Raw genomic sequence first — 13426 nt, 5'->3', positions numbered from 1 at the left:
CTGACGTCACGCTAGCGGGCATTTTGACGCGCGTCAAAGGTTCTTGACGCATGTCGATCGAGCCGCTTGTATGTCGGGATGGGCTTCGACACGATCATCCGTAACGGCCGCTGGTTCGACGGCTCAGGCGGTCCGTCGGCAATCCGCAGCATCGGCATCCGCGATGGACGAGTCGCCGCGATCAGCCCGCACCCGCTCGACGAGACCGGCTCCCCGCAGGTGATCGACGCCTCGGGCAAGTGGGTGCTTCCGGGCATGGTCGACGTTCACACCCATTACGACATCGAGGTGCTCGAAGGGCCGTCGCTGTCGGAGTCGCTGCGTCACGGCGTGACGACGGTGCTGCTCGGGTCCTGTTCGCTGTCGACCGTCCACGTGGACGCGGTGGACGCCGGTGACCTGTTCGGGCGCGTCGAGGCGATCCCCCGGGAGCACGTCATCAGAGCTGTCGAGAAGAACAAGACCTGGGCCAACTCCCGCGAATACGTCGACGCGCTACAAGCGCGTCCACTCGGGCCGAATGTGGCCGCGTTCATCGGCCATTCCGACATGCGGGCGGCAACCATGGGCCTGGACCGGGCCACTCGCAAGGACGTGCGGCCCACCGACGCCGAGCAGGCATGCATGGAACGGATGCTCACCGACGCGCTGGACGCGGGCTTCGTCGGAATGTCAAGCCAGCAGCTGCTTTTCGACAGGCTCGACGGCGACACCTGCCGGTCACGCACGCTGCCGTCGACGTACGCCAGACCCCGCGAATTGCGCCGGCTGAAGTCGCTGCTGCGGCGGCGCGGCCGAATCCTGCAGTCCGGCCCGGATATCCAGAACCCGCTCGACGTCGGCTCGCAGATCGCCCAGTCGCTGGGCATCATCCGCAAGCCGTTGAAGACCAGCCTGTTGTCGGCGGCCGACATCAAGGCCAACCCGTTCGTCGTCCACGCGACGGGCCCGCTGGCGCGGGCGGTCAACGCGCTCGGTGCCGACTTCCGTTGGCAGCACCTTCCGGTGCCGTTCGAGGTGTACGCCGACGGCATCGACTTGGTGATCTTCGAGGAGTTCGGTTCGGGCGCAGCGGCTTTGCACCTCAAAGAGGAGGTTGCCCGCAATCAGCTGCTGCGCGACGAGAATTATCGCAGGCAGTTCCGCAAGGACTACGACAGCAAGTACGGGCCGCGGGTGTGGCACCGCGACTTCTTCGACGCGCAGATCGTCAATTGCCCGGATTATTCGTTGGTCGGCAAGTCGTTCGGCGACGTGGGCAAGGAGCGAGGGCTGCACCCAGTCGACGCGTTCCTCGACCTGGTCCTCGAGTACGGTACCGCCTTGCGTTGGCGCACGACGATTTCCAATCACCGGCCCGCCGTGCTGAGAAAGCTGGCGCGAGACCCGGCTATCCAGATGGGCTTCTCCGACGCCGGAGCGCACCTGCGCAACATGGCGTTCTACAACTTCGGGCTGCGGCTGCTGAGGCATGTGCGCGACGCCGAAACCGCTGGGACACCGTTCATGTCGGTCGAGCAGGCGGTGCATCGGCTCACCGGCGAACTCGCCGACTGGTACCAGCTCGACGCGGGGCATCTACGCATTGGCGATCGCGCCGACGTGGTGGTAGTCGATCCCGACCATCTCGACGCATCGCTCGACGCGTATGCAGAGGAGAAGGTGCAGCAGTATGCCGGGCTGTCACGGATGGTGAATCGCAACGACGCGACGGTGAGTGCGGTGCTGGTGGCCGGACGCGTTGTCGTCCGCGACGGGCAGCCCACCGAGATCGTCGGCAAGCAGCGCACCGGCCGCTTTCTGCGCGCGGGCGCCACGTCCAGCGCGCCGGCCTACAGCGGCGAGCCGACGGCGGCCGCAGTATGAACGTAGCGGACGCCATTCTCGCTCTCTGGCAAGCGCTTTCGCGCCGCGACTGGGATGCGGTGCAACGGCTCCTCGCCGACGACTGCATCTACGTCGATATGCCGGTCGGTCCGACCGCTGCCGCTCGGGGACCCGTCGACATTGTCAAGCGGCTGAAGATCGGTCTGGAGCCGCTGGCCCACTACGTCAACCACGACGGGCTGCTGCTCACCAACGGCACCGACGCGATGTACGAGCACTCGGAGACATGGACATGGCCGAGCGGTGAGACAGCAGTGCTGCCGTTCGTCACCGTGCACCGCGTGGTCGACGGGAAAATCGCGCTGTGGAAAGACTATTGGGACATGGGCACGCTGACCGCGCAGGCGCCGCCGGACTGGCTGGAGCAGCTGGCAGGCGCCGACACCTCGTGGCTGTTCGACGCGACCGGCTTGATCTGACGTCGGCCACCGGTGCATGCTCGTGCCCATGGCGACTGTGTTCACCAAAATCATCAACGGCGAACTGCCGGGACGTTTCGTGTACGAGGACGACGAGGTCGTCGCATTCCTGACGATCCAGCCGATGACGCAAGGCCACACGCTGGTGGTTCCGCGCGCGGAGATCGACCAATGGCAAGACGTCGACCCGCAGGCGTTCAACAAGGTGATGGGCGTGGCGCAGTTGATCGGAAAGGCGGTGTGCAAGGCGTTCGGCGCGGAGCGCGCCGGGCTGATCATCGCCGGGCTGGAGGTTCCTCACCTCCACGTCCATGTGTTCCCCGCCTACAACCTCACCGATTTCGGCTTCGCGAACGTCGACCGCAATCCATCGGAGGAATCACTGGACGAGGCGCAGGCGAAAATCAAAGAGGCGCTGGCTCAACTGACCTGAGCTGGCTCCTGCATATCCGGCGCGGCCACGTCGGCGATCCGGGGCAGATGCACCTGAAACCGGCAGCCCTGGCCGGGCGCGGTGACGACGCTGACGGTGCCGCCGTGCGCGTACACCAGCGAGTCGACGATCGACAAACCCAGACCTGTGCCGCCGCTGGCGCGGGCGCGCGACGAATCCGCGCGGTAGAAGCGCTCGAACACCCGCTGCGCGTCGTCCTCGCTCATGCCGGGACCCTCGTCGATGACCTCGAGCACCGCGTCGTCGCCGGCGGTCCCGACGCGCACTGTGATGGCTGCGGTGTCGGGCGTGTGCTGCAGTGCATTCGACACCAAGTTGCTCAGCACCTGGCGCAGACGGGCCTCGTCACCGATCACCTCCGGTGTGCCGGGGCCGTCGAACACTTCCATGGTGATGCGGCGGTTCGGTGCGATCGACTGAGCGTCGTGCACGGCGTCGGTGGCAAGCGCGAGAAGGTCGACGCGGTGCTGTTCGAGTGGACGTTGGGCGTCGAGGCGCGCCAGCAGAAGCAGGTCCTCGACAAGCAAACCCATTCTGCGCGACTCGCTTTCGATGCGCGACATCAGCATCTCGACGTCACGGGCAGCGCCTTGCCGGTACAGTTCGGCGAACCCGCGGATCGTCGTCAACGGGGTTCGCAGTTCGTGGCTGGCGTCAGTGATGAAGCGCCGCATCCGTTCCTCGGAGGTGCGCGCCTGGGCGGCCGACAGGTCGGAAGCGGCCACCGCGCGCTGGATCTGCGCGAGCATTCCGTTGAGCGCCAAGGAAAGTCGGCCGACCTCGGTATGCGGGTCGCGCTGCGGGATGCGGCGGTCGAGCTGTCCGGCGGCGATCGCGGCCGCCGTCTGTTCCACTTCGGCCAGCGGCCGTAGGCTGCGGTGCACCACGATGTAGCCCGCAATGCCGAGCACCAGCAGCACTGCGAGCCCGATGCCGACCTGCGACCAGGTCAGCGCGCGGACCGTCGACTGGACGTCGGACAGGTCCATGGCCACGGTGATCAGTTCACCGCGGCCGCCGTGCACGGTGACGGCCCGCCACTGAGTGTTGGAATCGTCGATCGAGCCGACGGTGACGGGCTGGTCGCCCACGTCGTTGTCGTCGGGCAGGGCCGGTTCAGCGTCGCGGTCGTTGATGGCCATCCAGGTCCGGCCATCGGGACCGATGCCGCGCACGTAGAAGTTCGACGGCGGCCGTGCCGGGTTGGGACCCTCGATGGGCGGCTGGGGTAACCGGCGGGGCGCCTGCGCCCAGCCGCGGGAGGCGTCCATCAAGGTTTGGTCGACGCGGTTGATCAGGCTGTGGCGCAGGATCGAGGTCACGGCGATGCCCGACGCCAGCAAACCAAAACCGACGAGTACCAGCATCGCGGCCACGAGGCTCACCCGAAGGGGCACACCTTGGGGGCGCTGGAAGGGCATGGCCCTTATTGTCCGCTCCTAGCGCGGTTCACGAAGCACGTATCCGACGCCGCGCAGGGTGTGCAGCAGGCGCTTCTCGCCGGTGTCGATCTTGCGGCGCAGATAGGACACATAGGACTCGACGACGTTGACGTCACCGCCGAAGTCGTAGCGCCAGACGTGGTCGAGGATCTTCGGCTTGCTCAGCACGGTGCCAGCGTTGATCATGAAATACCGCAAGAGGGTGAACTCGGTGGGCGACAGCGACACCGGTTCGCCGGCCTTCCACACTTCATGGGTCTCTTCGTCGAGTTCGATGTCGGCGAACGTCAGCCGCGCGCTGCGAGGTTGTTCGCTTCCCTTACCGGCGCGGCGCAGGATCACCCGCAGCCGTGCAACCACTTCTTCGAGGCTGAACGGTTTGGTGACGTAGTCGTCGCCGCCGAGGGTCAGACCAGTTATCTTGTCCTGCAACGTATCTCGAGCCGTCAGGAACAGCGCCGGGGCGTCGATGCCGTCAGCGCGCAGTCGGCGCAGCACACCGAACCCGTCCATGCCGGGCATCATCACGTCGAGGATCACCGCGTCGGGCCGCACCTCGCGGGCACGATCGAGAGCGGCCGGACCGTTCGATGCGGTATGGACCTCGAAACCCTGGAACTTCAGGCTGACGGAGAGCAACTCGACGATGTTGGTCTCGTCGTCGACCACCAACACTTTGGCTTCGGGTTGCGGGTCTGCTAGCGGTGCCGCACTCATGCCGGACAATGTCCACCCCCCGGTTGAGGGAAAGCTGCAGCATACCTGGGAGCTTGCTGTGAGTTCGAGATCGCGCGTGCGCGGAAACCGCGTGTGAAGTGCCTAGACTACGAACATGGACCTGAGCAAACGGATGGCGACGGTCTTCATCGCCCCGGCGAAAATCGGCTTGGCCGCCGCTGATGCGAGCTTGTCCGCCGCGAGCCTCGGAGTGGGTCTGGCGCGCAAGGCGCTGGGTGACGCGGGTGAGACGCAGGGCTCGATCGGCCTGCGCAACATCGACTCGACGATCGACAAAGCCAACCGCCTCGCCCGCATGCTCGACGACAACGCACCGCTGGGCCGCGCGTTGGCGCCGGGTGGCCCCGTCGAGCAGCTGATGCGGCCCGGTGGTCCGATCGACCGGCTCATGGCGGAAGGCGGCGTCCTGGAACGTGCGGTGGCGCCCGGCGGGTTGGTCGATCAGTTGCTTGCCGAAGAGGGACTGGTCGAGCGGTTGCTGTCCGAGGATGGCCTGCTCGAGAGATTGATGGCAAAGGGCGGTCTGGTGGACATGCTGACGGCCCGCAACGGTCCGCTGGAACAGATCGCCTTTGTCGCTGAGACGATGAACCGGTTGGCGCCGAACTTGGAGGCGTTGTCGCCGACGGTGGACATGCTCAGGGATGCGGTCGAATCGTTGAGCACGATGACGAGTCCGCTCACCAACATCGCCGACCGGTTCGCCCTGCGGGCACGGCCCCGGCGTCCTGCACGACCGATCGTGCCGTCGGAACGCATCATCGAAAACGACGACGAGCGCTGACAACTGGAGCCGCGTGAGAGACTCGAACTCTCGCCATTCGCCTTACAAGGGCGACGCTCTACCAACTGAGCTAACGCGGCAGGGGTCGACTCGCTGAGTCTTGCGCGATTCTACGACGCAGATGATCGACTGGTGCTGCGCGGCCATTGCTGGGGCCGAAGGCGAAGTGTCGGTGTCCGAGGTCACCGGTCACGGCACCGGGCAATCTTTGCGATGCATGCGGCGGGTACCTTGGCTGCAGGATCGGCGCCGCCGGCGATGCCGCCGCCGAGCATGCCGCGCAGCACCAGGAGAAACCCGCCATGACCGCTGAGACCACGCGTGAGCGCCCTGCGCCGCAGCCGCGCGGCGGTCAGGTGACTGCTCAGCGGCGCAACGTCATCTTCGTCGCGATCTTGCTCGGCATGCTGCTGGCCGCCCTCGACCAGACCATCGTGGCCACCGCACTGCCCACCGTGGTGGCCGACTTGGGCGGCGCCGGCCACCAGTCATGGGTGGTGACGAGCTATCTGCTCGCGTCGACGATCGTCACCGCCATCGTCGGCAAGCTCGGAGATCTCTTCGGCCGCAAGACCGTCTTCATCACCGGCGTGCTCTTCTTTCTCGTGGGGTCGGTGCTCTGCGGCGTCGCGGGGTCGATGGCCATGCTGGTGGTTTCACGCGCACTGCAGGGCGTCGGCGGCGGCGCGATCATGGTGACCGCCACCGCCGTGATCGGCGAGGTAATTCCGTTGCGTGAACGCGGCCGCTATCAAGGCGCACTGGGCGCCGTGTTCGGTGTCACCACCGTCATCGGGCCGCTGCTGGGTGGGTTCTTCACCGACCACCTGAGTTGGCGATGGGCGTTTTGGATCAACGTTCCGGTGGGCGCAGTGGTGATCGCCGTCGCCGTCGCCGCGATCCCGGCGCTGGGCCGAACGGCGCGACCGGTGATCGACTACGCGGGCATCGTGTTCGTCGGGCTGGCCGCGACCGGTTTGACCCTGGCCACCAGTTGGGGTGGCAGCACCTACGCGTGGTCCTCGCCCATGATCATCGGCCTGTTCGTCGGCTCTGCCCTGGCGCTCGCGGTTTTCGTGTTCGTCGAATTGCGAGCGGCCGAACCGATTCTGCCTATTCGGCTGTTCGCTGATCCGGTATTCACGGTGTGCTGCGTGCTCTCGTTCGTGGTCGGCTTCGCGATGTTGGGCGCCTTGACGTTCTTGCCGACCTACATGCAATTCGTCGACGGGGTGTCGGCGACTGTGTCGGGACTGCGGACGCTTCCGATGGTCGCCGGCCTCTTAGTCACCTCGATGACCAGTGGTGTCATCGTCGGGCGCACCGGCCGCTACAAGGTATTTCCCGTGGCCGGCACCGCGGTGATGGCCGTGGGTTTTCTGCTGCTGTCCCGAATGGATGCCGACACCTCGGCGCTCGAGCAGTCATTGAGCCTGCTGGTGCTGGGTGCCGGCATCGGCATGTGCATGCAGGTGCTGATCCTGATCGTGCAGAACACTGTCGACTTCGCCGACCTCGGCGTGGCCACCTCCGGGGTGACGTTCTTCCGGACCATCGGCAGCTCGTTCGGCGCGGCGATCTTCGGCTCGCTGTTCGCCAACTTCCTGTCCGATCGGATCGGCGGCGCGCTCAGCGTCAGCGGCGCGCCCCCGGTCGCGGCCCAATCACCCGAAGCACTACATCAGCTGCCCCACCGGACGGCCGCCCCGATCATCGGCGCCTACGCCGACGCGCTCGATCTCGTATTCCTCTGCGCTGCACCGGTTGCCGTCGTCGGATTTGTGTTGGCGCTCTTCCTCAAGCAGGTCCCGCTGCGCAACACCGCCGCCGGGCACAGCGCCGACATAGGCGAGGGCTTCGCGATGCCCACCAACGAAACCTCGCAGCAAGTACTCGAGAATGCGGTCGGTCGGCTCCTGCGCCAAGCCTCCGGCGTCCAGCTGCGTACGCTGGCCAGCCGCCCCGGAAGCCAACTCGATGTGGCTCAACTGTGGGCGCTGCTCCAGATCTACCGCTTCGCCCAAGCCGCCGGTGAAGCACGTCTCGGCGACATCGCCGAGCACTACCGGATACCTCGCGAGGTGGTGGAGCCGCCGTTCCATCAGCTCGTCGCCGGAGGTTACGCACAGCGCACCGGTGACCGCTTCTGGTTGACGCCAACGGGCGCTCACCAGATCGAGTATGTCCGCGAGAGCCTCGTCGGCTGGCTGACCGACCAGCTCGCCCGCTCGTCGGAGTTCGAGGGACGACCCGATCGCCAGCGCGTGCACACCGCTTTGCAGCGGATCTCCCAAAACGTCCTCGTTCAGCGCGACTGGTCCGACGACAGCACACGCCCGTTCCGCATGCGGATCTCACCGCCTTCTCCCAACGCACCCACCCGCCCGATGCAGAGCCAGGCGCCTCGAGTGCCCGGCAACGAGCCAACCCGGCCGGTACGAATTCGCCCGCCGCGCAAAGACATTGGCGGCCCGCCACCGCCCGCCCGGCCGCAACCGGGACACCGAGGCCGATGGCGCTGACCGCTACTCGCGGCCGGCCGAAACCCAGGTGAGGTCTTCGAAGCGGTCCCCGGCCACCTTCGACGCCACGCCATCCAGCGCGGCCAACTGCTCCGCACCAAGCGCCACCGCCAACGCACCCACGTTTTCGTCCACCCTCGCGGACCGTCGGGTTCCCGGAATGGGCACCGTTGTCACGCCGAACGTCTCGCCACGCTGAATCAGCCACGCCAACGCCACCTGTGCGGGGGTGGCTGCCAATTCCTCGGCGACCGACTTGATCACGTCGACCACCGCGAAGTTGGCATCGAGGGCGCCGTCGCGGAATCGCGGCATGTTGCGGCGAAAGTCACTGCCCGACGCCAAATCGTCGGCCGAACGGATGGTGCCAGTGAGGAAACCCCGGCCCAGCGGTGAGTACGGCACAAAACCGACGCCAAGTTCGGCGGCGGTCGGCACGACCCGGCGCTCCACGTCGCGGCTCCAGATCGACCACTCGCTCTGCACGGCGGCGATCGGGTGTACGGCGACGGCAGCTCGAAGCTCGTCGGCCGTCACCTCTGACAACCTCAGGTGCCGCACCTTACCGGCGGCTACCAGCTCGGCCATCGCGCCCACCGTCTCCTCGATCGGCACCTTCGGGTCGCGGCGATGCATGTAGTAGAGATCGACCACGTCGGTGCCCAGCCGGCGCAAACTCTCGTCGATGCATTGCCGGACGTAAGCGGCATCTCCGCGAACCGACGGGCGGCCCGCCGCCCGGTCCGCCGGGTTACCCTGGATGCCGAATTTCGTTGCGAGGGTTACCTCGTCGCGGCGGTCCTGTAAGACCTTGGCGATGAGCCGTTCGTTGTCACCCCCACCGTATACGTTCGCAGTGTCGATGAAGGTGACGCCGATGTCGAGGCAATGATGAAGTGTCGCAAGCGATTCGGTGTCGTCGACCGAGCCGTAGACCGGGGTCAACGCCATCGCACCGAAGCCGATCGCGCTCACCGTCAGTCCGTCGCCGAGTTTGACAGTCGGAACCGGAGTGGTCATCATCTGCTCCTCGTATTCACATGGCCCATTTCGGCATCGCAGCGCGTGCCCGGTCAAGGCGCTGACCGCCCCTACAACATGTCTGCGGCCGAGGCTATGCCCGCTGCGGTCAGCTTTCGTCTGCCGCCTCAGCCGGCGAAGTGTGTGAACCGAGGTCGCCGAAGATAGCGGGCCGCCGCGACGGCTGGTACCCATGCACGCCTTCGGCGTATGCAGACTCGGCGTGCTGGGTGAAATCGACGCCAGTCTTCTCGTCCTCGGCGCTCACCCGAAAACCCATCAGCTTGTCGATGGCCTTCGCCAGCCCGAACGACATCGCGAACGCGTACAACCCGACCACCGCCGCGGCAAGCGCCTGTCTGCCCAGCTGCGCGAATCCGCCGTGATAGAACAGCCCTTGCGGACCGCCCGTCATCACCTGGGTGGCCAGCAGACCGATCAACAGCACGCCCACGAGGCCACCCACGAAGTGCACGCCCACCACGTCGAGCGAATCGTCATAGCCGAATCGAAACTTCAACCCGATCGCGAACGAGCACACGATGCCCGCCGCCACGCCCACAACTGCTGCGCCGAGGGTGTTGACCGTTCCGCACGACGGAGTGATTGCGACCAAGCCAGCGACGACACCCGATGCCGCACCGAACGTCGTGGGCTTGCCGTCGCGAATCCGTTCCACCGCCAGCCAACCGAGCATGCCGAGACACCCGGCCACGAGGGTGTTGAGGAAGATCGCTGCCGCGGTTCCGTTGGCCGCTAACGCCGAACCAGCGTTGAACCCGAACCACCCGAACCACAGCAGGCCGACACCGAGCAACACGAACGGCAGGTTGTGCGGGCGCATCGCGTCCTTCTTGAACCCGATACGCGGACCCAGCACCAGCGCCAGCGCCAGCGCGGACGCGCCGGAGACGATCTCGACCACCAGACCGCCGGCGTAGTCGAGGACACCGAGCTTGAACAGCCAGCCGCCGGGCGCCCACACCCAGTGCGCCACCACGGCGTAGACCGCGACGGCCCAGAGGGGAACGAACACCATCCAGGCCGAGAACTTCGCGCGGTCGGCAATAGCGCCGCTCACCAGAGCGGCGGTGACGATCGCGAACGCAAGCTGGAAGGTGGCGAACAGCAGTTCCGGCACCGCGCCGTGGGCGGTGTCCGGTGCGATGCCCGCCATCGCGACGTGCGAAAGGTCGCCGAGCAGCCCGCCTGCGCCGTTGCCGGAAAAGGCCAGTGTGTAGCCGACGAGCAACCAGGCCACGGTCACCAGCGGGATCGCGATGAAGCTCATCATGATCATGTTGAGGACACCCGTTGTCCGCACCATTCCGCCGTAGAAGATCGCCAAGCCGGGCGTCATCAGCAACACCAGAGCGGTGCTGGCCAACAGCCAAGCGGTCGCCGCGGGATCGATCGAATGCACGCCGGCTCCTTTGACGAGCTTCTTCTGACGGTCCCGACGAGGATGTCGTCGGCGCGTTTCGTCCGCGCGGCAAGAGTGTTTCGGGGATGTTTCGTGTTGCGGTGGGGTTACCGGACGCTCACGAGAAGGCCGAATGGCCTCGAGCAGAATTGTCGGCGATCGTCAGGTCGACGCTGGTGGCTCAACGTCGGGGCCGCACCTGCGGATCGCCTCCACGACGAGCCCATCTACGCGCAACCCTCTCGAACAGCTCGCCGCTCAAGCAGAATGCTTCCCGCCTGTGCGATGAGCTAAACCCGCGAAGCGCACCCGAACCGCGCAATGACGTTGCCGGTGCGCATAAGCTGAAGCCGTCATTGGGCGTTTCTTGCGAGGAGCTGTGGCGATGAGCAAGCGAGTGCGACGGATGGCCGCGATCTTCGTGATGTCGGCAGCGCCGATGGCAGCGGCGATCGCCTCGCCGGCGGTCGGCTGGGCCGACTGCGGCGGCCGCACGTGGGATCCGGTCGCCAAGCTGTGTTATCCATTGCCACCGGCGCCGGACTGGTATCAAGCCGCGCCCTCGTGGGCGCAGCCGTGGGCGCCACCCTGGGCGCCGCCGCCACCACCACCTCCTCCGGTCCCCGTGCCGTTCGCCTTTCAGATGACGCCCGACGGCCCGCAGCCGCTGCCACAGCAGCTGAAGCCGATCTGGGATCCGCGGTTCAACGCCTGGAGTTGGGTCCCGATATAGGGGGTGTGTCGAACCGCCTCACGCGAACTGGGGTCGGCGCTTCTCCAGAAACGCGGTGATGCCCTCGTTCCCGTCAGCGGAGTCCGCGCACGCCGCGATGAGCCGGCCCTCCAATTCCATTTGCTCCTCGAGCCCGGCCCTGAACGACGTCAGCAGCAGCTTCTTCACGGCCGAGGCGGATCCTTTTGCGCCGCTTGCTATTTGGTCAGCCAGTGCGTCCACGCGTGCCGCGAGCTCAGTGGCCGCCACCACTTCGGTGACCAAGCCCCACTGCAACGCCTCCGCAGCAGACAGCTTGCGGTTGGTCAACATAAGCTCCTGGGTCTTGCGCATGCCGATCAGCCGCGGCAGAAAGAACGAAGAACTGCCGTCGGGACTGAGCCCTGCCGCGGTGTAGGCCATCGTGAACGATGCGGTGTCGGCTGCCAGGACCAGGTCAGCGGTGACCGCCAGGCTGAAACCCGCCCCCGCGGCCGCCCCGTTGACCGCGCTGATGACGACCGCATCCGTGCGGGCCAGCGTCGAGATCGCCCGGTGCAGGTCGTCGGCGATGGTCTTGACGTAGTGGCCGCGCGTGGTCGAGGACGAGGCCATCCCGCGAAGGTCTCCGCCGGCGCTGAAAAACCGGCCTGCGCCAGTGAGCACCACCACCTTGGTGCGGTCGTCGTCGCAACGCCGCGCCACGTCGGCGAGCTCACGGGTCATCGTGTCGTTCATCGCGTTCGCGGCGTCGGGCCGGTTCAACGTGATGCGGCAAATGGGACCTGAGCGTTCGAAAGCGATGGCCTCGTACTGGGTCATTCGGCAACCCTATCGACAGGCCTTGTCCATATGGGGGGCGTGCACCACGACACCAGGAGGGTCGCAATGACGTCGATCAGCCCAGATGCCATCCGCTCGTTCTTCTCCGTCGACCGGCCGGCGTACCGCGTGCAGGCGGTGGTGGACAGCTGGCGCCGCATCGACGACTTCTTCGCCGCACCCTTAAAGGGTTGAGCTCATGTGCACCTACCTGACAGACCGCAGCGGATCGACCGAACCGCCTCGGCGCGCGAAAGCTGCTCCGTCACAGTGGAATTCGTGGAGCGCCGCGTCGGGTCTAGGTGACGACGCCGCGCAGCCCTTCTTCGCCGAACACCGGTTCGAGCATCGCGGTGAAGTCCGGACCGCGGCGCAGCGACTGCCCGCCATCGACGTTGATGATCTGGCCGGTGATCCAGCTCGCCGCATCGCTGAGCAAGAACAGCGACAGCATGGCGACGTCTTCGACCTCGCCGACCCGGGGCAGCGGGGTGTTGATGCGGTAGTCCTGCAGGACACCAGGGGTTTGCATGATCGGCTCGACCAGATCGGTGCGGATCAGTCCGGGCCGGATTCCGTTGACGCGCACCCACGATGGTCCGAGTTCGTCGGCGGCCACCTTCATCAGGTGGTCGACCGCCGACTTGGTGGGTCCGTACGCGCCGAACCACCGGTGGGTGTTGCTCGCAGCGATCGACGAGATCGCGACGAACGAGCCGCCGCCACCGCGCACCATCTCGCGTGCCGAGTGCTTCAGCACGTACATCGTCCCGTTGACGTTCAGGTCGACGGTGCGCTGCCAGGCCTCCGAATCGATCTGGGTGATCGGGCCGATGGTCTGCGAACCACCGGCGCAGTGCACCACACCGTGCAGCCGCCCGCTCCACGCAGCCGCCGCCTCGACCGCTCGGCCCGTCTCGTCCTCGCTGGTGACATCGGTCGGCTCATAGCGGACCTCGCCTTCGCCGTCAGCACCCGCCTGGATTTCGGCCACCGCGTCGGCGAGCCGGTCCGCATTGCGGCCGACGATCATCACGCGAGCACCGGCGCTCACCAGTGCCGCGGCCACGCCTTTGCCGATTCCGCTGCCGCCGCCGGTGACAAGGTACGTCCGGTCGGACAAAGAGAATTGCTTTGCGAAGTCAGACATCATCGGGAGCGTACGTCACGGATGTCCCGGCCAACCACACCGGCGCCGACGCC

Annotated in this window: 13 protein-coding genes and 1 tRNA gene; 7 read left to right on the top strand and 7 right to left on the bottom strand. The window is 66.4% G+C overall.

The features are described 5' to 3' along the window. Window positions 1–78: 78 nt before the first annotated feature. The 3 genes from AC5Y4C_RS07490 to AC5Y4C_RS07480 are packed head-to-tail and all read left to right on the top strand — an operon-like array spanning window position 79 to window position 2739. Window positions 79–1866: an N-acyl-D-amino-acid deacylase family protein gene (locus AC5Y4C_RS07490; protein ID WP_499906986.1), complete on the top strand. Its 1788-nt coding sequence runs from the start codon at window positions 79–81 to the stop codon at window positions 1864–1866. Further along, window positions 1863–2306, top strand: coding sequence for a nuclear transport factor 2 family protein (locus AC5Y4C_RS07485; protein WP_499906988.1), 444 nt, complete (start codon window positions 1863–1865; stop codon window positions 2304–2306). Before AC5Y4C_RS07490 ends, AC5Y4C_RS07485 begins: the two co-directional genes overlap by 4 nt. Before the next feature lie 28 nt (window positions 2307–2334). Continuing rightward, complete coding sequence (locus AC5Y4C_RS07480; protein ID WP_499906990.1) at window positions 2335–2739, top strand: HIT family protein; 405 nt, start codon at window positions 2335–2337, stop codon at window positions 2737–2739. On the opposite strand, the gene AC5Y4C_RS07475 is transcribed toward AC5Y4C_RS07480, so the two are convergent. Beyond that, window positions 2727–4181, bottom strand: a complete 1455-nt coding sequence (locus AC5Y4C_RS07475; protein ID WP_499906992.1) for a sensor histidine kinase — start codon at window positions 4179–4181, stop codon at window positions 2727–2729. The two genes, AC5Y4C_RS07480 and AC5Y4C_RS07475, sit on opposite strands and share 13 nt — an antisense overlap. Before the next feature lie 18 nt (window positions 4182–4199). Beyond that, a complete protein-coding gene (locus tag AC5Y4C_RS07470) occupies window positions 4200–4919 on the bottom strand; it encodes a response regulator transcription factor (protein ID WP_499906994.1) in 720 nt (239 codons plus the stop codon). Between the two features lie 115 nt (window positions 4920–5034). Between AC5Y4C_RS07470 and AC5Y4C_RS07465 the strand changes: the two genes are divergently transcribed. Continuing rightward, window positions 5035–5724 carry a hypothetical protein gene (locus AC5Y4C_RS07465; protein ID WP_499906996.1) on the top strand — a complete coding sequence of 230 codons (690 nt, stop codon included), beginning with the start codon at window positions 5035–5037 and terminating at the stop codon, window positions 5722–5724. A 4-nt stretch (window positions 5725–5728) separates the two neighbouring features. On the opposite strand, the gene AC5Y4C_RS07460 is transcribed toward AC5Y4C_RS07465, so the two are convergent. Continuing rightward, window positions 5729–5804: transfer RNA gene (locus tag AC5Y4C_RS07460), tRNA-Thr, on the bottom strand. A 222-nt stretch (window positions 5805–6026) separates the two neighbouring features. Here AC5Y4C_RS07460 and AC5Y4C_RS07455 point away from each other — a divergent pair. After that, window positions 6027–8246, top strand: coding sequence for an MDR family MFS transporter (locus AC5Y4C_RS07455; protein ID WP_499906998.1), 2220 nt, complete (start codon window positions 6027–6029; stop codon window positions 8244–8246). Between the two features lie 3 nt (window positions 8247–8249). On the opposite strand, the gene AC5Y4C_RS07450 is transcribed toward AC5Y4C_RS07455, so the two are convergent. Continuing rightward, window positions 8250–9266 carry an aldo/keto reductase gene (locus tag AC5Y4C_RS07450; protein ID WP_499907000.1) on the bottom strand — a complete coding sequence of 339 codons (1017 nt, stop codon included), beginning with the start codon at window positions 9264–9266 and terminating at the stop codon, window positions 8250–8252. A 109-nt stretch (window positions 9267–9375) separates the two neighbouring features. Further along, window positions 9376–10689 carry an ammonium transporter gene (locus AC5Y4C_RS07445; RefSeq protein WP_499907002.1) on the bottom strand — a complete coding sequence of 438 codons (1314 nt, stop codon included), beginning with the start codon at window positions 10687–10689 and terminating at the stop codon, window positions 9376–9378. Window positions 10690–11074: 385 nt separating this feature from the next. On the opposite strand from AC5Y4C_RS07445, the gene AC5Y4C_RS07440 reads away from it, so the two are divergent. Continuing rightward, on the top strand, window positions 11075–11422 hold the full coding sequence (locus AC5Y4C_RS07440) for a hypothetical protein (RefSeq protein ID WP_499907004.1): 348 nt from the start codon (window positions 11075–11077) through the stop codon (window positions 11420–11422). 18 nt (window positions 11423–11440) lie between these two features. Here the strand turns inward: AC5Y4C_RS07440 and AC5Y4C_RS07435 are convergent, their stop codons facing one another. Further along, window positions 11441–12223 carry an enoyl-CoA hydratase/isomerase family protein gene (locus tag AC5Y4C_RS07435; protein ID WP_499907006.1) on the bottom strand — a complete coding sequence of 261 codons (783 nt, stop codon included), beginning with the start codon at window positions 12221–12223 and terminating at the stop codon, window positions 11441–11443. A 66-nt stretch (window positions 12224–12289) separates the two neighbouring features. Between AC5Y4C_RS07435 and AC5Y4C_RS07430 the strand changes: the two genes are divergently transcribed. Then, window positions 12290–12418, top strand: a complete 129-nt coding sequence (locus AC5Y4C_RS07430; protein ID WP_499907008.1) for a hypothetical protein — start codon at window positions 12290–12292, stop codon at window positions 12416–12418. A 103-nt stretch (window positions 12419–12521) separates the two neighbouring features. Here AC5Y4C_RS07430 and AC5Y4C_RS07425 read toward each other — a convergent pair whose 3' ends face one another. After that, the gene (locus AC5Y4C_RS07425; protein WP_499907010.1) at window positions 12522–13373 is read right to left on the bottom strand and encodes an SDR family oxidoreductase; all 852 of its coding nucleotides are present in this window, start codon (window positions 13371–13373) and stop codon (window positions 12522–12524) included. Between the last annotated feature and the right edge of the window lie 53 nt (window positions 13374–13426).

It is taken from the genome of Mycobacterium sp. NGS35 (assembly GCF_059812855.1).
Note: the sequence above shows the minus strand (reverse complement) of the source record. Positions and strands in the feature narration are given on the sequence as shown.